Source organism: Arthrobacter sp. TMS2-4, assembly GCF_054511075.1.
Window position 1 is genome coordinate 174,018 of record NZ_JBTNDI010000003.1, and the last position, 19,576, is coordinate 193,593.

At 71.3% G+C, this 19,576-nt stretch carries 19 protein-coding genes; 10 read left to right on the forward strand and 9 right to left on the reverse strand.

All coding sequences use genetic code 11. From position 1 onward, the window contains the following. Positions 1 to 10 precede the first annotated feature (10 nt). Entirely contained in the window at positions 11 to 1,120 is a 1,110-nt protein-coding gene (locus ACX80F_RS06330) for a GTP pyrophosphokinase (protein WP_459335532.1), read from the reverse strand. Positions 1,121 to 1,304: 184 nt separating this feature from the next. Here ACX80F_RS06330 and ACX80F_RS06335 point away from each other — a divergent pair, with 184 nt between their 5' ends. Continuing rightward, positions 1,305 to 2,126, forward strand: coding sequence for an alpha/beta hydrolase (locus ACX80F_RS06335; protein ID WP_459335661.1), 822 nt, complete (start codon positions 1,305 to 1,307; stop codon positions 2,124 to 2,126). Here ACX80F_RS06335 and ACX80F_RS06340 read toward each other — a convergent pair. From ACX80F_RS06340 to ACX80F_RS06350, 3 genes are read right to left on the reverse strand one after another with little or no spacing between them, the layout of a single operon-like run. Further along, positions 2,123 to 2,920 carry an isocitrate lyase/PEP mutase family protein gene (locus tag ACX80F_RS06340; protein ID WP_459335533.1) on the reverse strand — a complete coding sequence of 266 codons (798 nt, stop codon included), beginning with the start codon at positions 2,918 to 2,920 and terminating at the stop codon, positions 2,123 to 2,125. The two genes, ACX80F_RS06335 and ACX80F_RS06340, sit on opposite strands and share 4 nt — an antisense overlap. Next, positions 2,913 to 3,554, reverse strand: coding sequence for an alpha/beta hydrolase (locus ACX80F_RS06345; RefSeq protein ID WP_459335534.1), 642 nt, complete (start codon positions 3,552 to 3,554; stop codon positions 2,913 to 2,915). The genes ACX80F_RS06340 and ACX80F_RS06345 overlap by 8 nt, the downstream gene beginning before the upstream one ends. After that, complete coding sequence (locus ACX80F_RS06350; RefSeq protein ID WP_459335535.1) at positions 3,551 to 4,540, reverse strand: ring-cleaving dioxygenase; 990 nt, start codon at positions 4,538 to 4,540, stop codon at positions 3,551 to 3,553. The genes ACX80F_RS06345 and ACX80F_RS06350 overlap by 4 nt, the downstream gene beginning before the upstream one ends. Positions 4,541 to 4,679: 139 nt before the next feature. Here ACX80F_RS06350 and ACX80F_RS06355 point away from each other — a divergent pair, with 139 nt between their 5' ends. From ACX80F_RS06355 to ACX80F_RS06375, 5 genes are all read left to right on the forward strand, one after another. Then, the gene (locus tag ACX80F_RS06355) at positions 4,680 to 5,159 is read left to right on the forward strand and encodes a PGPGW domain-containing protein (RefSeq protein ID WP_459335536.1); all 480 of its coding nucleotides are present in this window, start codon (positions 4,680 to 4,682) and stop codon (positions 5,157 to 5,159) included. 53 nt (positions 5,160 to 5,212) lie between these two features. Beyond that, on the forward strand, positions 5,213 to 6,136 hold the full coding sequence (locus tag ACX80F_RS06360; RefSeq protein ID WP_459335537.1) for a carbohydrate kinase family protein: 924 nt from the start codon (positions 5,213 to 5,215) through the stop codon (positions 6,134 to 6,136). 28 nt (positions 6,137 to 6,164) lie between these two features. Further along, on the forward strand, positions 6,165 to 6,695 hold the full coding sequence (locus tag ACX80F_RS06365) for a YbhB/YbcL family Raf kinase inhibitor-like protein (protein WP_459335538.1): 531 nt from the start codon (positions 6,165 to 6,167) through the stop codon (positions 6,693 to 6,695). A 74-nt stretch (positions 6,696 to 6,769) separates the two neighbouring features. Then, the gene (locus tag ACX80F_RS06370; protein WP_459335539.1) at positions 6,770 to 7,579 is read left to right on the forward strand and encodes an HAD family hydrolase; all 810 of its coding nucleotides are present in this window, start codon (positions 6,770 to 6,772) and stop codon (positions 7,577 to 7,579) included. Next, entirely contained in the window at positions 7,557 to 8,387 is an 831-nt protein-coding gene (locus ACX80F_RS06375; protein WP_459335540.1) for a glycerophosphodiester phosphodiesterase family protein, read from the forward strand. Before ACX80F_RS06370 ends, ACX80F_RS06375 begins: the two co-directional genes overlap by 23 nt. Positions 8,388 to 8,424: 37 nt before the next feature. Here the strand turns inward: ACX80F_RS06375 and ACX80F_RS06380 are convergent, their stop codons facing one another. Together ACX80F_RS06380 and ACX80F_RS06385 are read right to left on the reverse strand one after the other, a co-directional pair. Next, complete coding sequence (locus ACX80F_RS06380; RefSeq protein ID WP_459335541.1) at positions 8,425 to 9,474, reverse strand: phosphotransferase family protein; 1,050 nt, start codon at positions 9,472 to 9,474, stop codon at positions 8,425 to 8,427. 29 nt (positions 9,475 to 9,503) lie between these two features. Then, on the reverse strand, positions 9,504 to 10,832 hold the full coding sequence (locus ACX80F_RS06385; RefSeq protein ID WP_459335542.1) for a uracil-xanthine permease family protein: 1,329 nt from the start codon (positions 10,830 to 10,832) through the stop codon (positions 9,504 to 9,506). Between the two features lie 98 nt (positions 10,833 to 10,930). Between ACX80F_RS06385 and ACX80F_RS06390 the strand changes: the two genes are divergently transcribed. Then, positions 10,931 to 11,782 (forward strand): SDR family NAD(P)-dependent oxidoreductase, encoded by an 852-nt coding sequence (locus ACX80F_RS06390; protein ID WP_459335543.1) that lies wholly within the window; start codon positions 10,931 to 10,933, stop codon positions 11,780 to 11,782. Next, positions 11,779 to 13,167, forward strand: coding sequence for an aldehyde dehydrogenase family protein (locus tag ACX80F_RS06395; RefSeq protein WP_459335544.1), 1,389 nt, complete (start codon positions 11,779 to 11,781; stop codon positions 13,165 to 13,167). Before ACX80F_RS06390 ends, ACX80F_RS06395 begins: the two co-directional genes overlap by 4 nt. A gap of 28 nt (positions 13,168 to 13,195) precedes the next feature. On the opposite strand, the gene pgm is transcribed toward ACX80F_RS06395, so the two are convergent. Next, positions 13,196 to 14,827: a phosphoglucomutase (alpha-D-glucose-1,6-bisphosphate-dependent) gene (gene pgm / locus ACX80F_RS06400; RefSeq protein ID WP_459335545.1), complete on the reverse strand. Its 1,632-nt coding sequence runs from the start codon at positions 14,825 to 14,827 to the stop codon at positions 13,196 to 13,198. A 158-nt stretch (positions 14,828 to 14,985) separates the two neighbouring features. On the opposite strand from pgm, the gene ACX80F_RS06405 reads away from it, so the two are divergent. Together ACX80F_RS06405 and ACX80F_RS06410 are read left to right on the forward strand one after the other, a co-directional pair. Next, positions 14,986 to 15,153, forward strand: coding sequence for a hypothetical protein (locus tag ACX80F_RS06405; protein WP_459335546.1), 168 nt, complete (start codon positions 14,986 to 14,988; stop codon positions 15,151 to 15,153). 49 nt (positions 15,154 to 15,202) lie between these two features. Next, positions 15,203 to 16,387 carry a glycerate kinase gene (locus tag ACX80F_RS06410; RefSeq protein WP_459335547.1) on the forward strand — a complete coding sequence of 395 codons (1,185 nt, stop codon included), beginning with the start codon at positions 15,203 to 15,205 and terminating at the stop codon, positions 16,385 to 16,387. On the opposite strand, the gene ACX80F_RS06415 is transcribed toward ACX80F_RS06410, so the two are convergent. Together ACX80F_RS06415 and ACX80F_RS06420 are read right to left on the reverse strand one after the other, a co-directional pair. Then, a complete protein-coding gene (locus ACX80F_RS06415; protein ID WP_459335548.1) occupies positions 16,384 to 17,907 on the reverse strand; it encodes a long-chain-fatty-acid--CoA ligase in 1,524 nt (507 codons plus the stop codon). The two genes, ACX80F_RS06410 and ACX80F_RS06415, sit on opposite strands and share 4 nt — an antisense overlap. 164 nt (positions 17,908 to 18,071) lie before the next feature. Next, entirely contained in the window at positions 18,072 to 19,535 is a 1,464-nt protein-coding gene (locus ACX80F_RS06420; protein WP_459335549.1) for a peptide MFS transporter, read from the reverse strand. Between the last annotated feature and the right edge of the window lie 41 nt (positions 19,536 to 19,576).

A 19,576-nucleotide genomic window follows, 5' to 3' on the forward strand; every position in this document is an offset into this window, starting at 1 on the left:
CGGGTGGCGCTCAGGCGCCGGGGTGCTGCGCCCGGTAGATCTCCATCTGGCGGTGCCGGCGCTGCAGGCTGTCCCGGCGGGACGTGCTCTCGGCATCCGGCGCCTCGGCAGTGAGGTCGATGTGGCGCTCGCCGTAGTGCCACAGCAGCATGTCGTCGAGGAGCCGATCCGGGCCGGGGGAGTACCGGTGGTCGAGGGCCTTGCGCACCGTGGTGATGGTGTCCGCCTGCAGCAGGTCCACGAGTTCCAGCGTGGTCTTCCGCCCGTGTGCGGCGAGGAGTTCGGCCGCCCACCCCCAGTTGTCGTCCGACTTCCGGTCCACGTGGGGCAGCAGCGTCTGCCAGACGTCGCGGATGCGGTTGGGCGTCAGCGGGGCGCTGCCCTCACCGTCCTCGTCCCAGAATCCCGTGACCGTCTCGTACCGCTCGTGCAGTTCCGCGAAGGCGGACTCCACGGTCTCCAGCATGGCCGCCGTCCCGGTGAACTGGCGGTCGAAGTAGGGGCTCCACGCCTTCGGGTTGGACGCCTTGAAGCGGATGTCGTGCTCGATCTCCGACCACGCGTGCGCCAGCACGGTGCGCACCTGCACCTCGAAGAGGTAGCTCCCTGCGGCCTTCGTCTCGGGGTCCACGGCCTGCTGGAAACTGCGCACCACGTCGTTGTGGATGGTGCGCATGATGAGGTGGCGGCTCGAGTAGCCGTAGGTACCGGACTCAATGGACCCGATGTCCTTCTCCCGGTCTCCCCGGCAGTCGAACTCGGAGCGCTGCCGCTTGAGGAGGTTCGCCGCGAGGTCCACCTCGTGGGGCAGGGTGGTGATGATCCGGACCCCCACGAGATCCGTGAGATTCCGCATCGGGTCCGGGAAGACGAGGGCGGGCGGGTCCGCGGGGTTCACGGCCGGCAGCGTGCGCGAGGCCTTGTCGCGGAAGGACTCGACCGTCTTGGTGCGTGCCGTGACGAATAGGGGGCTGATGTCCGAGCCCTCGAAGATCGCCGCGATGCTGGACCGCATAGCCTCGGTGACGCGGTCCAGGGCCGGCCGGACCCGTGCGAACTCCCGCGTATGCGCCTCCACGGCAGGGCGCAGCTGCTCGTCGAGATCATCCCACGCGCCCATGCATCCAGCCTTTCCGAGGAGAGTCTTCATCGTAGCCAACCGCGGTGACCGTTACGCTTCCCCTGTGCATCGCGAGAACACCGTCCGTCCGCCGGCCCGCCGCTCCGTCCTGGCCCTGCTCGCCGCCGCCGGGGCCGCCGTCCTCACCGCCTGCGGCGTGCGGCGGGAGACCGGGCCCGGCGTCGTGGCGCCCCAGCGGTACCGGTACGGCGACGATCCCAGCCAGTATGCGGACCTCTACCTGCCCGGCCCGGGGACGGCGGTGCGCGGCGTCGTCGTGATCATCCACGGCGGGTACTGGCGTTCCACCTACGGCGCGGAACTGGGCATTCCCCTTGCGCGGGACCTCGCCCCCCGCGGCTACGCGTGCTGGAACCTGGAGTACCGGCGCGCCGGGAACGGCGGGGGCTGGCCCGCCACCTTCGACGACGTCGCCGCCGGCATCGACCACCTGGCCGTCGCGGCCGGGGAGCACGGCCTGGACCTGGGCCCGACGGCGGCGCTCGGCCATTCCGCGGGCGGCCACCTCGCCGTCTGGGCGGCAGGGCGTTCCTCGCTCCCTCCGGGCGCCCCGGGTGCCGGCACGCCGGTGGTGCCGCTCGCCGCCGTCGTCAGCCAGGCCGGTGTGCTGGACCTCGCGCAGGCCCGGACGCTCGGACTGAGCGACAACGCCGTGGAGAACCTGCTGGGAGCGCCCGGAGACCCGGAACGCTACGAACTCGCGGACCCGATGACCGCCATCCCGCTCGCCGTCCCCGTGTACGCGGTGCACGGCACGGAGGACACCACGGTGCCGCCGAGCCAGTCGGAGGCCTACGTGGCCGCGGCCACGGCGGCGGGCGCAACAGCAGAGCTGGTCACCGTCCCGGGCGACCACTTCGCCGTCATCACCCCGGGATCCGAGGCCTGGGAGGCCGTCCTCGACCGCCTCGCCGAGGCGACCGGCCCCGGCCGGTCCGCGCAGGGCCGACCGGGGCCGGACTCCCCGTCCACGGGAAGCGCCTAGTTCAGGGGAAGCGTCCCCTCGGGCAGCGCGCCGCCGGCGAGCAGCTCGCGCGCGGAGTCCGCCAGCGCCGTCAGGGCGACGCGCTGCGTCCACGGACCGTAGGAGATCCGCGCGACGCCGAGTTCCTGCAGGTGCGCGGGCGTCAGGCTGCCCGGCACGTTGATCACGCTGAGCCGCTGCGGGCCGAAGGCCTCCACGAGGGTGGCCACGGCGTGCTCGTCGAGCAGGCCGGGGACGAACACGTTCGTCGCACCGACGGCGAGGAACGCCCTGCCGCGCTCGACGGCGTCGGCCAGGACGTCCGCAGGGTCTCGGTCGCCCGCCTTCACGAAGGCGTCCGTGCGGGCGTTCAGCACGAAGTCGATGCCCTCGGCCCGGCCGGCCTTTACGACCGCCTCCATCTGCGCGACGGCGTCGGCCAGCGGGCGCATCTGGTCCTCGATGTTGGCGCCCACGATGCCGACGCCGATCGCCCGCCGCACGGTCTCGCCGGGGTCACCGTAGCCGGATTCGAGGTCGGCGGACACGGGAAGCGTGGTGGCCGCGGCGATCCGCCCGACGGCCGCGATCATCTCCTCCACCGGGATGTTCTCGCCGTCGTCGTAGCCGAGGGATGCGGCGATCGAGTGGCTCGCCGTGGCGAGCGCCCTGGTGCCGGGGAGGTCTGCAATGGTCTTCGCGCTGATGACGTCCCAGACGTTGACGACCTGCAGGATCTCGGGGGCGGTGTGCAGGTGCGCAAGGGCTGTCGCCTTCGCGGCGAGGCCGGTCTGCTCGGTGTGCGTCTCAGTCATGGGGAACCTTCCGGGTGAGCGAGGCGATCCAGGCGGCTGCGCCGTCGACCTCGGTGGGGTGGATGCCGTGACCGCCCTCGCGGACGTTCCGGTGTACTTCGGCGCCGCGGCTCTCGAGGATCGACCCGAGGCGGGTCACGCTGTCGATCGGGGCCATGGCGTCGGACGTCCCGTTGAACAGGGCGACGGACGTCCCGGTCAGGTCCGCGTCGATGGTGCGCCCCTCGAGCGGGTACATGCCCGAGAACGCGACGGCGCGGAGGACGGCGTCCGGGTGGAGCAGCGCGGTGGCGAGGGCGATGTTTGCCCCGTTCGAGAAGCCGACGGCGACGAGCGGTCGGTCGGCGATGCCGTAGTGGTCCCGCGCCCAGCGGAGGAACGCAGCGAGCTCACCCGCGCGGCGGACGACGTCGTCGACGTCGAACACGCCCTCGCCGAACCTGCGGAACCACCGGTTCAGGCCGTGCTCCTGCACCGGGCCCCGCGGGGCGAGGTAGCCGGCGCCGGGTGCCAGGCGGTCCGCCAGCGGCAGGAGGTCCTGTTCGGTGCCGCCCGTGCCGTGCAGGAGCAGGAGCACCGGGGTACCCGCCGCTCCCGCCTCGAACAGGTGCGGCCATGCCTGCGGGCCGGTCATGATCCCGCCTTCTTGAAGAAGGCCTGTACAGCGGGGTTGTTCTCCTCGGGCAGGTCGATGGTCGCGACCGCGTGGGAGATGGCCTCGCGGTTCGGCTCGAGCCACGGCGGCAGTTTGAGCGAGCGACCGAGTTCGAGCAGGGGCTCGTCGATGTCGAAACCCGGTGTGTCCGTCGCGATCTCCAGCAGGGTCCCCCCGGGCTCGCGGAAGTAAATCGAGGTGAAGTACTGGCGATCGAGGATGGCCGTGACGCCGTAGCCGCGCTCGGCGAGTTCCTGGCGCCACACCTCCTGGGTCTGCTGGTCGGGCACGCGGAAGGCGATGTGGTGCACCGTCCCGCCGGCCACGAGGCCGCGCTCGCCGCGGGGGTCGGTGACGACGTCGACGACGGTGCCCGGCTCCCCGGCGTGCGTGCTGAGGCGGTAGCGGCCGTCCTTCTCGGCGAGGACCGTCATGCCGAGGTCATGAGTGAACGTCTCGAGCGTGCGGGTCGGGTCCTGGACCGTGAGCACCGAGGAGTGCTGGCCGCGGACGGCGTACTCGGCCGGGACGGAGGCGGAGTCCCACGGGTCGCGGGGGTCGGACAGGGAGGAGGCCACGAGGTCGATCTGCAGCCCGTCGGGGTCGCGGAGGGAGAGCCGCTCCTCCTCGGACGAGGCACGCGCGATGGTCGACTCGACGCCGATCGCCTTGAAGTGCTCCTGCCACCAGCCGAGCGTTCCCTGCGGTACCGAGAACGCCGTGGTGGTCGACTGCCCGCTGCCCACGCGGCCACTGCGGATGCCCTGCCACGGGAAGAAGGTCAGGAGGGAGCCGGGCCGGCCGGCCTCGTCGCCGTAGTAGAGGTGGTACGTCCCGGGATCGTCGAAGTTGACGGTCTTCTTGACCAGGCGCAGTCCCAGGCCCCTGATGTAGAAGTCGATGTTCTTCTGCGGGTCGCCCGCAATCGCGGTGACGTGGTGAAGACCTTCGGTTCGAGCGGTCACGCTGTCCTCCTGGGTTCGGACCGGCCTTCCCTGCACCGGATTGTCCATGCAAACACATGTATCCGGGATTTTGTTCCGGTCCCCAACGTTCACCTCCCGGGCGTCGTGCGCACTCGGGAGCCTGTGGCATCCTGTGAACATGGCAGACAAGCGGTTCCCGGGGTGGGTTCACCGTACCGCCGCTGAGGTGATCGGGTGGACCCTCGTGGTGCTCGGGCTCGCTGCCCTCGTGCTGCCGGGCCCCGGGCTCCTGATGCTCGCCGCGGGCCTCGCCGTGCTGTCACGGCATTACCACTGGGCGCGGTACTACCTGAAGCCCCTCAAGGAGAACGCGTTCCATGCCGCCGCCCTCGGGGTGAAGACGATCCCCCGCATCACGGCGAGCTGCATGAGCTCGTTCGTGATCATGACCCTCGGCGTGGTGTGGATCATCGAACCCACCACACCCGGCTGGTGGTTCCTCGCGGACAAGTGGTGGCTCTTCGGCGGCACCGGCACGGGTGTCAGCCTGATCGTCTCGTCGATGATCGCTCTCGCCCTGATCATCTACAGCGTGCGGCGGTTCCGCGGCCGGCCGATACCACCGCGGCCGTCGATCCTCCACCGGCGCCCGAGGTAGGCCGCCGGGAGGCATACCGGGACCGCAGCGACCGCGGCTGGTACGTTGAACGGGTGCTCACCGTGATCGGGGAAACCCTCATCGACGAAGTCGTCAGCGACACCGCGCCCATGCGCGCTCACGTGGGAGGCAGTCCCATGAACGTGGCGGTGGGCCTCGCGCGCCTCGGCCACCCCGCCCAGTTCGTCGGCCGCTACGGCGACGACGACTACGGGCGGATGATCCAGCAGCACCTCCGCGACAACGCCGTGCCGTTCCCCGTCCGCCCGGACGCCGAGCCGACGAGCGTCGCAACCGCGCGCCTCGACCCGGCGGGAGGTGCGTCCTACGCGTTCCAGCTGGTCTGGGACCTCCCGGGACTGGCAGGGAAGAAGGACACGCTCCTCGACGGGTCCACCCTGCTGCACACCGGGTCCATCGCCACCATGCTGACGCCGGGGGCCGACGACGTCCTGGGCCTGGTGGCCCGCGCCCATCCGCTCGTGACGGTCACCTACGATCCCAACTGCCGGCCGACGATCATCCGGGACGCGGTGTTCGCCCGGCGGCAGGCCGAGAAGTTCGTGGCCCTCGCCGACGTCGTCAAGGCCTCCGACGAGGACCTCGAGTGGCTGTACCCGGACCGCACGCCCGAGGAGTCGGCGCGCGCCTGGCTGGACGCCGGTCCCGCGGTCGTCGTCGTGACGCGCGGGTCGACAGGGCCGTGGGCCGTCTGCCGTGCCGGGGAAGCGGCGGTCCCTGCGCCCCCCACCTCCGTGGTGGACACCGTCGGCGCCGGGGACTCCTTCATGGCGGCCCTCGTCGGCTCGCTCGTGGACGCCGGGCTCGACGGCGCCCATCACCGCGACGAGCTGCACCGAATCACCGTCGACCAGCTGACCGGGATGCTGCAGTACGCTGCCCGTGCTGCGGCCATCACGGTCTCCCGCGCGGGAGCGAACCCGCCCACGCGGGACGAGATGGCCCCCGGCGCGTGAGTGCCCCGACCGACGACCAGAGGAGCACATGATGACCCGCGACCCGTACGCAGACCTTCCGCAGGTCCCCGAGTTCGACCTCACCAGCGACACCGTGACCGACCACGCGCCCCTCGACCCCGCGCAGGCCTCCGGGAAGATGGGGGCGGGCGGCAAGGACGAGTCGCCGCAGCTCGCCTGGAGCGGCTTCCCCGAGGGCACCCGCAGCTTCGCGGTGACCGTCTACGACCCGGACGCGCCGACCGCGAGCGGCTTCTGGCACTGGGCGGTGGCGAACCTGCCGGTCACGACGACGTGGCTGCCCGCCGGTGCGGGAACGGAGGGCTCCGGCCTGCTCCCCGAGGGTGCCGTGCAGTTGCGGAACGACGGCGGTTTCCCCGGGTTCGTGGGCGCAGCTCCGCCCGAGGGGCACGGGCCGCACCACTACCACGTGGTGGTCCACGCCGTGGACGTCGAATCGCTGGACATCCCGGCCGACGCCAGCCCCGCCTACCTCGGCTTCGCCCTGTTCTCCCATACCCTCGGCCGTGCCCGCCTGACCGGCACCTACGAGCAGTAGCGGCCCTGCCGACACGTCCTGCGGGCAGCCGGCCCGCGGGTAAGGTTGAGGTCCCCGATCCGAAGGAGTGGACGATGCGCCTCGTGGCGAGCGACATGGACGGCACCGTCGTCGGACACGACGGCAGGATGAGCGACCGGACCATCCGCGCGTTCCGGGCCTGCGTGGACGCCGGAGTGGACGTCGTCTTCGTCACCGGCCGTCCGCCCCGCTGGCTCCACCCCCTCCGGGACCAGCTCGGGCACACGGGGACGGTCATCTGCTCCAACGGCGCCCTCACGTACGACCTCGCGTCCGAGCGCGTCCTCGACGCGAAGCTCCTCGCGCCCGAGAACATCTACGCCGCGCGCGACATCATCCGTCGGCTCTTCCCCGCGGCGACCTTCGCTGCCGAGACCGTGTCGGGGTTCAAGGTCGAGTCCGGTTTCGCCGACGCCGCCACGGCAGAACTGCTCGGGGGCCTCACGGCCCAGGCCTTCGAGGAGTCCCTGCCCGGTGAGGAGATCGTGAAGTTCATGGCGCGGGAGCGGGCCGTCTCGCCCGACGACTTCCTGGCCGCGGTCCGTCCCGCCGTCGCGCACCTGGTCTCCACGACGCACTCCGCACCCTCGATGGCACTCCTCGAGATGGCCGTGCCGGAGATGAACAAGTCCGTCACCCTCGCCCGGTACGCGGCGGCGCGCGGCATCGAGGCCGCCGATGTCGTCGCCTTCGGGGACATGCCCAACGACGTCCAGATGCTCGACTGGGCGGGCCACGGGTACGCGATGGCCTCCGGTCACCCCGACGCGCTCGCCGCCGCGAACCTGGTGGCCCCCGCCTTCGAGGAGGACGGCGTGGCGCAGATCCTGGAGCAACGGCTTGCGGCGCTCCGCACGGCCTGACCCGGGCCGCTACCCCTACCTCGACAACGCGGCCGGGACGCCGCCCCGGCCGCGACCGATCGCGCTGTCCCACCGCGGCTTCGCGCCCGAAGGCGGGGAGAACACGCTGGCCGCCTTCGAGCGGGCCGTGGACCTCGGTTTCCGGTACCTGGAGATCGACGTCCAGGCCTCGAGCGACGGCGTCGTCATGGTCTTCCACGACGAGGTCCTCGATCGCGTCACCGGTGACCGGGGCCCGATCGGGGCGCGGACCGCGCAGGAACTGGACGGGCTGTCGGTCGGCGGGGGCGGGGGGATCCCGACGCTCGAGGCCGTCCTGCTCCGCTGGCCCGGGATGCGGCTCAACATCGACGTCAAGAGCGATGCGTGCGTGCGGCCCTTCGCCGAGCTCATCAACAGGCACGGCGCCCACGACCGCGTGCTCGTCGCGTCCTTCTCGGACCGGCGGAGGCGGGCGGTCCTGCGCCTGCTCGACCGGCCGACGGCGTCGTCCGCGGGCATGGCGGTCAACGCCCTCCTGAAGATCGCCGCGCCGCTGGGGCTGGCCGGGGCGATGGCCCGGACCGCCCGCGTCCACGCGCTGCAGGTGCCCGAGACGTACCGGGGCATCCGGGTCGTGACCCCGAGGTTCGTCCGGCGCTGCGAGGACGCCGGCCTGCAGGTGCATGTCTGGACGGTCAACGAGCGGGCGGGGATGGACCGGCTGCTGGACCTCGGTGTCCACGGGATCGTGTCCGACGCGGCGGACGTCCTCGCGGAATGCATGGGGGAGCGGGACGTCTGGCCGCAGGGGCGCCCGTCGCCCTGAGCGGGACAACGGCGCCGTCGGCGTCCCGGGTACCGGGCTATGCCGTCAGGACCGGGTCCGTCAGCGTCCTCAGGTAGTGCAGCGCGGCGGGGGCGTACGCGCGCATCGAGTCGTCGTCGGCGTAGACCAGCAGGCGCAGCCACGAGCCGTACCGATGCACGCCGGCCAGCGCGAGGGCGGGTTCGACGGCGGCCAGCAGGTCGGGCAGCGGCGCGTAGTCCGTCCAGCGCTCGAGGTAGGCCGCGATGACCGCCTGGATCCGTGGGTCCTCCGGCGTCGTGTTCCACTGCTCCCGCATCTGCGTCACGGGTACGAGCAGGGCACTGAACGGATGCGCCCAGTAGGCGTCCGCGAAGTCGAAGAACCGCAGCGGATCGGCGTTCGTCCCGGGCAGGAAGCAGTTCCGCGCGTGCAGATCGTTGTGGTCGAGGGACAGCGGCACCGGGACGGCCCGCAGCGCATCGACGGCGCGGTGCACGGCCGGCAGGCGGCGCACGACGTCGTCGGCCTCCTCCGCCGACAGGTACAGCGGGTGTCCGGCAGGCAGCCCCGTGTGCAGGAGCAGCTGGTTCTCGACGAAATTCGCCGCGACCTCCGGGTTCATGGTCACGAGGCCGGCCTGGGCGAGCCTCTCACCGTGCGGGGCGGCGAGCCGCTGCAGGTCGGCGAAGTCCGCGGCGATACGCGCCCAGACCGCGGGGTCGTCCGACCCCAGGCTGTCGAGCGTCGCGCCATGGTCCGCCGTCAGCATCCACCCGCGTGAGGGTTCGATCGCGAGTGGGGCCGCGACATGCTCGGGCGCCACTTCACCGAGCAGGGAGACGATCGAGGCCTCGGCGAGCTGCCCGAGGTTGTTCTCCTTGAACCAGAGCGTGCCGTGGTCCGTGGGCACGGTGAGCTGTGTCGACCAGAAGCGGATCCGCGGCTGGTCGGTCGGCCCCGTCCGGGACACCCCGAACGATTCCAGGGCCAGGTCGATCCACTGCTCCGCCTGCTGCCGCCACCCCGGGGAGGCCCATACCTCACGCGGATTGTTCATCGGACGCCGGGCACGGCGGAGGGAGGCGACGCGGCCGCGGGAGGACACATGGATCCCATCATCGCAGCAGGCACGGGTCAGCCCAGCGAGGAGGGCCTCGTGCCGAGGTCGCTCGATGCGAGCTCCTCCGCCCCGAGGACGTGCTCGCTGCCGCGCGCCCGCGCGATCGCCGTCATGCCGTGGAAGATGATGAGCGCGGCAGCCGTGCCGAGGGCGATCCCCGCGAAGGTCAGATCACCGATCACCCAGGTGAAGTCCGCGATGCCGATGACCAGTGCCACGCCCGCCGTCGACAGGTTGATGGGGTTGGAGAAGTTGACCTGGTTCTGCACCCAGATGCGCACCCCGAGGATCCCGATCATCCCGTAGAGGACCACACCCGCGCCGCCCAGCACCCCGGCGGGGACGGTCGCGATGAGGGCGCCGAACTTCGGGAAGAGGCTCAGGAGGATCGCGACGATACCGGCCACCCAGTACGCGGCGGTCGAGTAGACGCGGGACGCCGCCATCACGCCGATGTTCTCGGCGTAGGTGGTGGTCCCCGATCCGCCGCCGGACCCGGCGATCATGGTCGCGAGGCCGTCAGCCATGAGGGCGCGTCCGGTGTACGGGTCGAGGTCCCGGCCGGTCATCGCGGCCACCGACTTCACATGGCCGATGTTCTCGGCGACGAGCACGAGGACCACGGGGATGAAGAGCCCGACGACGGAGAGGTGGAACTCCGGTGCGTCGAACTCCGGGAGGCCGATCCACGCGGCGCTGCCGATCGCGGCGAAGTCCACCTCGCCGCGGACCATCGCGACGGCGTACCCGGCGAGGACTCCGACGAGGATCGACAGGCGTCCGAGAATGCCCCTGAACAGCACCGTGACGAGCAGGATCGAGACGACGGTGACCAGCCCGGTCAGGGGGGCCTGCTCGAAGCTCGCCTTGGCGGTCGGCGCGAGGTTGAGGCCGATCAGCGCCACGATGGCACCCGTGACGACGGGCGGCATGGCGAGCTGGATCCACCGGGTGCCCGCCCGATGGACGATGAACCCGATGAGCGCGAGGGCCGCCCCGGCCATGATGATGCCGCCGAGCGCGCCGGCCGCCCCGTGCTGGGACTGCGCCGCCGCGATCGGGGCGATGAAGGCGAAGCTCGACCCGAGGTAGCTGGGCACGCGCCCGGCGGTGACCATCAGGAACAGGATGGTCCCGATCCCGGAGAAGAGCAGGGTGGTCGAGGGCGGGAAGCCGGTGATCAGCGGGACGAGGAAGGTCGCACCGAACATCGCGACGACGTGCTGGGCGCCGATGCCGATGGTCCTGGGCCAGGTCAGGCGCTCCTCCGGGGCGACGAAACCGCCAGGCCGGACGTTCTTCCCGTCACCGTGGACGGTCCAGCCGATGCCTCGTGCGCTCATGGGTATGCCTTCCGAAGGGGGCGGGGGTTCCGGGAAAGCCTACCGGGAGCACACGGCCTTCGATGTTACGTTGCTTGTTCCGAAGGAAGAGGGACACGATGGGATTCACGGTTCGAGGGCGCACCGTCCTGGTCACGGGCGCCGCCATGGGCATGGGCAGGTTGTACGCCGAACGCGCGGTGAAGGAAGGCGCGGCTGCGGTCGTGCTGTGGGACGTGGACGGGCGCGCCCTCGAGGACGTCGTCGCAGGCCTCGCCTCGAGCGCCGCCTCCGTGCACAGCTACGTGGTCGACGTGGCCTCCGTGGAGTCCATCCAGGGGGCGGCCGGCGCCGTCCTCGACGAGGTCGGCGTGCCGGACATGCTGGTGAACAACGCCGGGATCGTGCGCGGGAAGTACTTCTGGGAGCACGACCACCACGCGGACATCGACCTCACGCTGAGCATCAACACCGGCGGACCCATGCATGTGACGCGCGCCTTCCTGCCCGCGATGATGGAGCGCGGCACGCCCGCGCGCATCCTCAACGTCGCCTCCGCCTCGGGCACGCTCGCCGTGCCCCGCATGAGCGTCTACGCCGCCTCGAAGTGGGCGGTCATCGGCTGGAGCGATTCGCTGCGCCTCGAACTGGCGTCCGTGGGCCACCCCATCGCCGTCACCACCCTCATCCCGAGCTACATCAGCACCGGTATGTTCGAGGGCGCCCGCGGCCCGCTTCTGACACCCCTGATGGAACCGGAGTACGTCGTCGACAAGGCCTGGCGCGCCACGCTGGCGGGCCGGGCCCGCGTGCAGCTGCCCTGGACGGTGCAGTTCGGCAGCACCCTCCGCAACCTCCTGCCCCAGCCGGTCTGGGACGTCGTCGCTGGGCGGATCTTCGGGGTGTACGGCTCCATGGACCGTTTCACCGGGCGCCCGGGCAGCACCCCCGATCAGGCGGGCGCCCGATGAGCGCCGAGATGCGGGCGACGGACGCCGCGGAACTGCTGGCCGGCCGGCGACGGTACTTCGACACGGGCGTCACCCGTCCCGCGGCCTGGCGCCGCGGACAGCTGCGTGCCCTGCGCCGGCTGCTCTCCGAGCGGGCGGACGAGCTCACGACGGCGCTCGAGCAGGACCTCGCCAAGAGCCGCACGGAGGCGTTCCTCTCCGAGATCGCCTCCGTGCGGGCCGAGATCGACTTCGCCCTGAAGCACCTGGACCGCTGGATGGCGCCCGAGAAGGTCGGCGTGCCCACGGGACTGCTCCCGGCGCGGGCCTGGACGCAGGCGCGTCCCCTCGGCGTCGTCCTGATCATCGGGCCCTGGAACTACCCGCTGCAGCTCGTGCTGGCGCCCCTCGTCGGGGCGCTCGCCGCGGGCAACACCGCCGTCATCAAACCCAGCGAGCTCGCCGCCGCGACGTCCCGCCTGCTCGCCGTGCTCGTACCGCAGTACCTGGACCAGGGGGCGGTGGCCGTCCTCGAGGGTGACGCCGATGCCAGCACCGCGTTGCTCGCCCAGCCGTTCGACCACATCTTCTACACCGGGGGTGAGCGCGTCGGGAGGATCGTCCTGAAGGCCGCGGCCGAGCACCTGACGCCTGTCACGCTGGAACTGGGCGGGAAGTCGCCCGCCGTCGTCCTGGGCGGTGATCTCCGCGCCGCGGCGCGCCGGATCGTGCTCGGCAAGTTCATGAACGCCGCGCAGACGTGCGTGGCCCCCGATTACATCCTCACGACGCCGGCGGCCGCGCCGGAGCTGGCCGCAGCGCTGGCGGCCACCGTCCGGGACTTCTACGGCAGCGACCCGCGGACGTCCGGGGACTACGGGCGGATCATCAACGAGCACCACTTCGACCGCCTCGTGGGCCTGCTGGCGGACGGCACGGTGGTCTCGGGCGGACGGCACGAGCGTGCGGAGCGGTACATCGAGCCGACCATCCTGCGCGACGTCGACCCCTCGTCCGCCCTCATGCAGGAGGAGATCTTCGGGCCGCTGCTGCCCATCCTCGAGGTCGAGGACCTGGACGAGGCGATCCGCTTCATCGGAGCCCGCCCCCACCCGCTCGCCGCCTACCTGTTCAGCGACCGCGACGAGCACCTGAGCGCGTTCACGGAGCGCGTCCACGCGGGCGGGATCGCCCACAACGTCTGCACCATCCAGCTCGCGGTCCCCGGCCTGCCCTTCGGCGGCGTCGGTGCGAGCGGGACGGGCAGCTACCACGGGCAGCAGTCGTTCCGGACCTTCAGCCACCTGCAGCCCGTGTTCTCCAAGCCCACCGGGGTGGATACGCTGCGCCTCGCGTACCCACCCTTCGGGCCGATCAAGCGGAAACTGCTGAGCCTGCTGCTCTAGGCATCCGGAGGCAGCTGGACGGGACGGTTCAGCTGATGACGCCGTCTACCAGGGCCTTCGCCTCGGCCTGCACCTGCTGCAGGTGCTCCTCGCCCCTGAAGGACTCGGCGTAGATCTTGTAGACGTCCTCGGTGCCCGACGGCCGTGCCGCGAACCATGCGTTCTCGGTGGTGACCTTCAGCCCACCGATGGACGCGCCGTTGCCGGGCGCCTCCGTCAGGCGGGCGGTGATCTCCTCGCCGGCGAGCGTGGTCGCGGTGACGTCCGACGGCGAGAGCTTGCCCAGCGCCGCCTTCTGCTCGCGCGTGGCTGCGGCGTCGATCCGCGCATACACGGGTGCGCCGAAGCGGTCCGTCAGCCCGGCGTAGTGCTGGGACGGCGTCCTGCCGGTCACGGCGGTGATCTCCGAGGCGAGGAGGGCCAGGAGGAGGCCGTCCTTGTCGGTGCTCCACGGCGTGCCGTCGAGGCGAAGGAAGGACGCGCCGGCGGACTCCTCGCCGCCGAACGCGAGGTCGCCGCTCAGCAGGCCGGGGACGAACCACTTGAAGCCCACGGGGACCTCGTGGAGCACGCGCCCGAGGTCCGCCGCGACGCGGTCGATGATCGACGACGAGACGAGGGTCTTGCCGATCACGGCGTCCGCGCGCCAGTCGGGGCGGTTGGCGTAGAGGTACTGGATGGCGACGGCGAGGTAGTGGTTGGGGTTCATGAGGCCGCCGTCGGGGGTGACGATCCCGTGGCGGTCCGCGTCGGCGTCATTGCCCGTGGCGATGTCGAACTCCGAGGCCCGCTTGATGAGGGAGGCCATCGCGGACGGGGAAGAGCAGTCCATCCGGATCTTCTCGTCCCAGTCCAGCGTCATGAACGCCCACTGAGGGTCGACCGTCGGGTTCACGACCGTCAGGTTCAGGTTGTGGCGCTCCCCGATCGCACCCCAGTAGTCCACGGAGGCGCCGCCCATGGGGTCGGCGCCGATGTGCACGTCGGCCGACCGGATGGCGTCGAGGTTCAGCACCGACGGCAGGTCGTCCACGTAGTGCTGCAGGAAGTCGTAGGTGCCGATCCCGTCCGCCGTGCGGGCCTGGGCGATCGGCATGCGCTGCACCCCGCGCAGTCCGTCCTCGAGCAGGGCGTTGGCCCGGTCCGCGATCCAGTTCGTGGCGTCCGAGTCGGCCGGGCCGCCGTGCGGGGGGTTGTACTTGAAGCCGCCGTCGCCCGGAGGGTTGTGCGACGGCGTGATGACGATGCCGTCGGCCTGCTCGGTGCGCGTCGCGTTGTGGGTGAGGATCGCGTGGGACACCGCGGGGGTGGGGGTGTAGGCGCCGCGGGCATCGACCAGGACGGTCACCCGGTTGGCCGCGAGGACCTCCAGTGCGGTGTTCTGTGCCGGCTCGGACAGCGCGTGGGTGTCCTTGCCCATGAACAGGGGGCCCGTGATGCCCTGGCCCGCGCGGTACTCGACGATCGCCTGCGTGATCGCCGCGATGTGCCCCTCGTTGAAGGAAGACTTCAGGGACGAGCCCCGGTGGCCCGACGTCCCGAAGGCCACGCGCTGGCCGGGATCGGAGAGGTCGGGGTCGACGTCGAAGTACGCGTCGAGGAGTTTGGTCACGTCGACGAGGTCGCTGGGGAGGGCCACTGTGCCCGCTCGGTTAGCCATGGCCCCAGCATGCCAAAGAACACGGCCGATTACACCAGCGCACCGCGGGTTACGCCGGAGTTCCGCGGGGGCGCCTTCGGGTTGCCGGGGACCCGATCATCAGTAAGCTGAGTATCAGCGCCCAGCCAGGGAGCAGACGCACCACGGAAGGCAGCACCATGAGTGAGAATTCCAGCGACACCCCGAACTCCGACGCCGAGGAGCAGGGCGCCGACCAGGCCGGTGCGCCCGAGGACCAGGACGCCGGCGGTTACGGCGGACCTGCCACCGAGGACGAGGTGGCCCCCGGCTTCGAGGCTCACAACGACGGCGGGACCGGCGCCTGAGCAGCGGGACCCCTCTCCGGAGGGCCGCAGCCGCCGCTAGGGTGGACACGTGATCACGCCCGTGCAGCAGCGCCCGCTCAGGATCGTCCTCGCCCCCGACTCCCTCAAGGGCAGCCTCTCCGCGCGAGAGGCTGCCTTTGCCATGTCCGCCGGCATCACGGCCGCGGCCGGCCGCCTCGGCCACCCGGCGCCCGACATCGTCCTGGCCCCCCTCGCCGACGGCGGCGAGGGGACGCTCGACGCCCTCCTCGCGGCCTGGCACGTCGAGGCGCGGACCGCGCCCTGCCACGACGCGGCCGGCCGGGCGCGGACGGCACGGTACGGCGTCTCCGCGCAGCAGGGCTCCCCGGTCCGGGGAGTCCTCGAGGCGGCGGAGGCCAACGGCCTGCCGCTGGTCGCCGACCGTCCCCTCGACGCCCTCACCGCCACCAGCTACGGGGTCGGGGAGATCGCCACCCGCCTCCTCGACGACGGGGCGGAGGAGATCCTGCTGTGCATCGGCGGCTCGGCGACGACCGACGGCGGCGCAGGTCTCCTGTCGGCCCTCGGGGCCCGGTTCCTCGACGCCGACGGCGCCCCCCTCCCGCCGGGTGGGGGCCCGCTGGGCGCCCTCGCGACGATCGACGCGACGCAGCTCCATCCCCGCGCCCGCGCCGCCCGCTGGCGCATCGCGGTCGACGTCGACAACCCGCTGTGCGGACCGCGCGGCGCCGCGGCGGTCTTCGGGCCGCAGAAGGGTGCGACGCCGGAGGGCGTCGTCGTCCTCGACGCCGGCCTCGCCCATCTGGCGCGGGTGGTCGCCGACGCGACCGACGTCGACATGCTCGACGTACCGGGGGCGGGCGCGGCCGGCGGCCTCCCGGCCGTGCTGGTGCCGTTCCTCGGCGCCGAGATCGTCCCCGGCTCCGCCCTGGTGGCCGAGGCCGTCGGCCTCGCCGGCGCGCTCGCCGGAGCGGATCTCGTGCTCACCGGAGAGGGCTCCCTCGATTCCCAGTCACTCGGCGGGAAGGTTATCCACGCCGTCGTGGCGACCGCCCCGGCGACGTGCGCCGTCGTCGCGATCGCCGGACGCGTCCAGCTCTCCGCCGCCACGGTGCAGGACGCCGGGCTGGCGGCGGCGTTCTCCCTCGCCACCGGCCCGATGGCCCTCGACGAACTGATCGAGGGAGCGGGGTCCCTGATGGAGGATGCCGCCGCCCAGGTCTACGGCGTCTTCAGCGCGCTCCGGAACTAGAGCGTGATCTCGCGCTTGAGGATCTTCCCCGTCGGTCCCTTGGGCAGGGCCTCGACGAGCACCACGCGGCGCGGGTACTTGTACGCGGCCACGCGCTCCTTCACGAAGTCGGTGATCTCCGCCGCGAGGGTCTCCCGGGCGGCGTCGTCGGCCGGTGCCTGCTCGGCCCGGACACCGATGACCGCCACGATCTCCTCGCCGTGCAGGTCGTCCGGAACGCCGATCACCGCGGCTTCCGCGACCGCGGGGTGCTCGTACAGGACCTCCTCGACCTCCCGCGGGTACACGTTGTAGCCGCCGCGGAGGATCACGTCCTTCTTGCGGTCCACGATGAACAGCAACCCGTCCTCGTCCACGCGCGCGAGGTCGCCGGTACGGAACCAGCCGTCGGGGATGGCGGCCTCGGTCGCCTCCGCGTTCTCCCAGTAGCCCTTCATCACGCAGTGGCCGCGCACGGCGAGTTCTCCGACCTCACCCTGGGGCACCTCGACACCCTGGGGATCGAGCATCCGAACCTCGACGCCGTCCACGGGGGTGCCGATGGAGCCGGGCTTGCGCAGCCGCCCCACGCGGTTGAAGCTCACGATCGGCGAGGTCTCCGACAGGCCGTAGCCCTCCAGCAGGTCCGCCTTGAACACGCGCTCGAACTCGTGCAGCACCTCGACCGGCAGGGCGGAGCCGCCGGACACGGCCACGCGGACCGAGGAGAGGTCCGTGCCGGTGACGCTCGGGTGGCGGAGCATCGCGACGTACATCGTCGGGACGCCCTCGAAGATCGTCACGCGGTCCCGCTGGATGATCTCGAGGGCCTTGCCCGGCTCGAAGCGGGGCAGCAGGGTCACGGTGGCGCCCGTCAGCACCGCCGCGTTCAGTGCGCAGGTCTGCCCGAAGATGTGGAAGAACGGCAGTCCCCCGAAGAGGACCTCGCCCTCCGCGATCCCCATGAGGTCGCGGGAGATCTCCGTGTTGCGGGAGAGGTTGGTGTGGGAGAGCGTGGCGCCCTTGGGTCGTCCGGTGGTCCCGGAGGTGTACAGCACGACGGCGGTGTCCGCCCCGTCGAGTTCGACGACGCCCGGTGTGGGCTCGACCGCGGAGACACGCTGCATGAAGGCGCCGCCGTCGACCGTCACCACCTTGACCTCGCCGCCCGTCTCCGCACCCGAGGCTTCGGCCCCGGCCTGCGCCTCCGCGATGATCCCCTCCCAGGCGAACAAAAGCCTCGCCCCCGAGTTGGTGAGGTGGTAGGCCACCTCGCGCCCCTTGAGGAGCGGATTCAGCGGGACGACGACCGCCCCCGCCCGGAGGACGCCGTAATACACGAATGCCATCTGCGGAATATTCGGCATGATGAGGGCCACGCGGTCACCGCGCTGCACCCCGTACTCCGCGAGGAGCGTGGCGACCTTCTGGCTGAGTACCTCGAGGGCGCCGAAGGTGACCTCGACGTCGTCGAGCTTGATGGCCACCGCCGAGGGGCTCCTCGTCGCTGTGGCCACGAGGTTGTTGGCGAGGTTCGACACGCGATCTCCTTTGATCTCTCAACGCTTACCTGCAGGGATCCTGCACTGCCGGTACGGAAGTTACCGGTGGGTAGAAGTCTGGGTGATCGGGGGCCCCCATGCAACAGGACCCTCCCGATGCCGGACCGATGTGCGGGGAGGGTCCTGTCGCGTACGGGCTGGTGCTACCGGACGCCGCTCATGCCCTTCCGGATCGCGGGAGCACCCGCGAGCAGTGCCGCACCCAGGACGATCGCCGTGATGCCGCTGAACGCGAAGTACGGCACCTCCGTCTCCTCCGAGTACAGGCCGGCGAGCAGGCCGGACATCGTGGTGCCGAGCGAGATGGAGAGGAAGAACAGCGCGAGCATCTGGGTCCGGAACGCCTCGGGGGCCAGCTTGGTGGTCACCGACAGGCCGATCGGGGAGATGAACAGCTCCGCGAAGGTGAACAGCAGCAGGATCGCGGCGAGGCCGATCAGCGGCGTGCTGTTGGGCCCGCCACCCGCGAACGGGATGAAGGCGAGGAACGCGGCGCCCATGACGATCAGGCCGAAGGAGAACTTCACGGGCGAGGACGGCTGGCGGCTGCCGAGCCGCGTCCACAGGGTCGCGAAGACCCCGGCGAAGATGATGATGAACACGGGGTTGATGGACTGCACCATCCCGGGAGGCATCTCCCATCCGAACAGGTTCCTGTCCAGGCGGCTCTCCGAATAGAGGGCCACGACGGTGAACTGCTGCTGGAACAGGGACCAGAATGCGGCGCTGGCCACGAAGAGGGGCATGAAGGAGTACACACGGCGCCGCTCGACCCCGGAGACCCTGCTGCTCGAGAGGATCACCGCGAAGTAGGCGATGGTCGCTGCGATGGCGGTGTACGCCATGACGTCCGCCAGGTTGCCGGCGTTGAGGACGCCGGTGACCAGGGCGACGCCGAGGAGTGCGACGGCCGCGGCGGTGATGCCGATCCAGCGCCGGTACTCGGTCCGGGGCAGCGGGTTCTCGACCTCGTGCGCCGCCGCAGGCAGATTCTTGCGGGCGAGGGAGTACTGGATGAGTCCTGCCGCCATGCCGACCGCGGCCAGGCCGAAGCCCACGTGGAAGCCGTAGGCGTCCCACGCCAGGTTCGTCAGCAGCGGGCCCACAAGGGCGCCGATGTTGATGCCCATGTAGAAGATGGAGAAGCCGGCGTCCCGCCGGTCGTCCCCGGACCGGTAGAGCGTGCCCACGAGCGAGGACGCGTTCGCCTTGAGCCCACCCGAGCCAACGCCCACCAGCACCAGTCCTGCCGCGAGGCCCATCACACCGGGCAGCAGGGCGAGGGCGATATGCCCGCACATGATGACGATGGCGGAGTAGAACAGCACCCGCTCGGAGCCGAGGACGCGGTCGGCGAGCCATGCGCCCAGGATCGTCGAGAGGTAGACGCCGCCGCCGTACGCGCCGACGAGCCCGGCCGCCAGTCCCGGATCGAAGCCGAGCCCGCCCTCGGCGAGCGAGTACGTCATGTAGTAGAGGAGCAGCGCCTGCATCCCGTAGAACGAGAACCGTTCCCACAGTTCGACACTGAAGAGGTTCGCCAGCATGCGCGGGTGGCCGAGGAAAGTCTTCCCGTCAATATCAGCGGTGCGCTGCGTTGTACTCATTTGCTCCATGGTGCCGCTCGGCGCGGCGGGATGCAAAATCG

Excerpts from the sequence above, each read along its gene's own strand:
- ACX80F_RS06330 (WP_459335532.1), bottom strand. The coding sequence starts at position 1,120 with ATGGGCGCGTGGGATGATCTCGACGAGCAGCTGCGCCCTGCCGTGGAG.
- ACX80F_RS06340 (WP_459335533.1), bottom strand. The coding sequence starts at position 2,920 with ATGACTGAGACGCACACCGAGCAGACCGGCCTCGCCGCGAAGGCGACA.
- ACX80F_RS06345 (WP_459335534.1), bottom strand. The coding sequence starts at position 3,554 with ATGACCGGCCCGCAGGCATGGCCGCACCTGTTCGAGGCGGGAGCGGCG.
- ACX80F_RS06355 (WP_459335536.1), top strand. The coding sequence starts at position 4,680 with ATGGCAGACAAGCGGTTCCCGGGGTGGGTTCACCGTACCGCCGCTGAG.
- ACX80F_RS06365 (WP_459335538.1), top strand. The coding sequence starts at position 6,165 with ATGATGACCCGCGACCCGTACGCAGACCTTCCGCAGGTCCCCGAGTTC.
- ACX80F_RS06370 (WP_459335539.1), top strand. The coding sequence starts at position 6,770 with ATGCGCCTCGTGGCGAGCGACATGGACGGCACCGTCGTCGGACACGAC.
- ACX80F_RS06385 (WP_459335542.1), bottom strand. The coding sequence starts at position 10,832 with ATGAGCGCACGAGGCATCGGCTGGACCGTCCACGGTGACGGGAAGAAC.
- ACX80F_RS06390 (WP_459335543.1), top strand. The coding sequence starts at position 10,931 with ATGGGATTCACGGTTCGAGGGCGCACCGTCCTGGTCACGGGCGCCGCC.
- ACX80F_RS06395 (WP_459335544.1), top strand. The coding sequence starts at position 11,779 with ATGAGCGCCGAGATGCGGGCGACGGACGCCGCGGAACTGCTGGCCGGC.
- pgm (WP_459335545.1), bottom strand. The coding sequence starts at position 14,827 with ATGGCTAACCGAGCGGGCACAGTGGCCCTCCCCAGCGACCTCGTCGAC.
- ACX80F_RS06405 (WP_459335546.1), top strand. The coding sequence starts at position 14,986 with ATGAGTGAGAATTCCAGCGACACCCCGAACTCCGACGCCGAGGAGCAG.
- ACX80F_RS06420 (WP_459335549.1), bottom strand. The coding sequence starts at position 19,535 with ATGAGTACAACGCAGCGCACCGCTGATATTGACGGGAAGACTTTCCTC.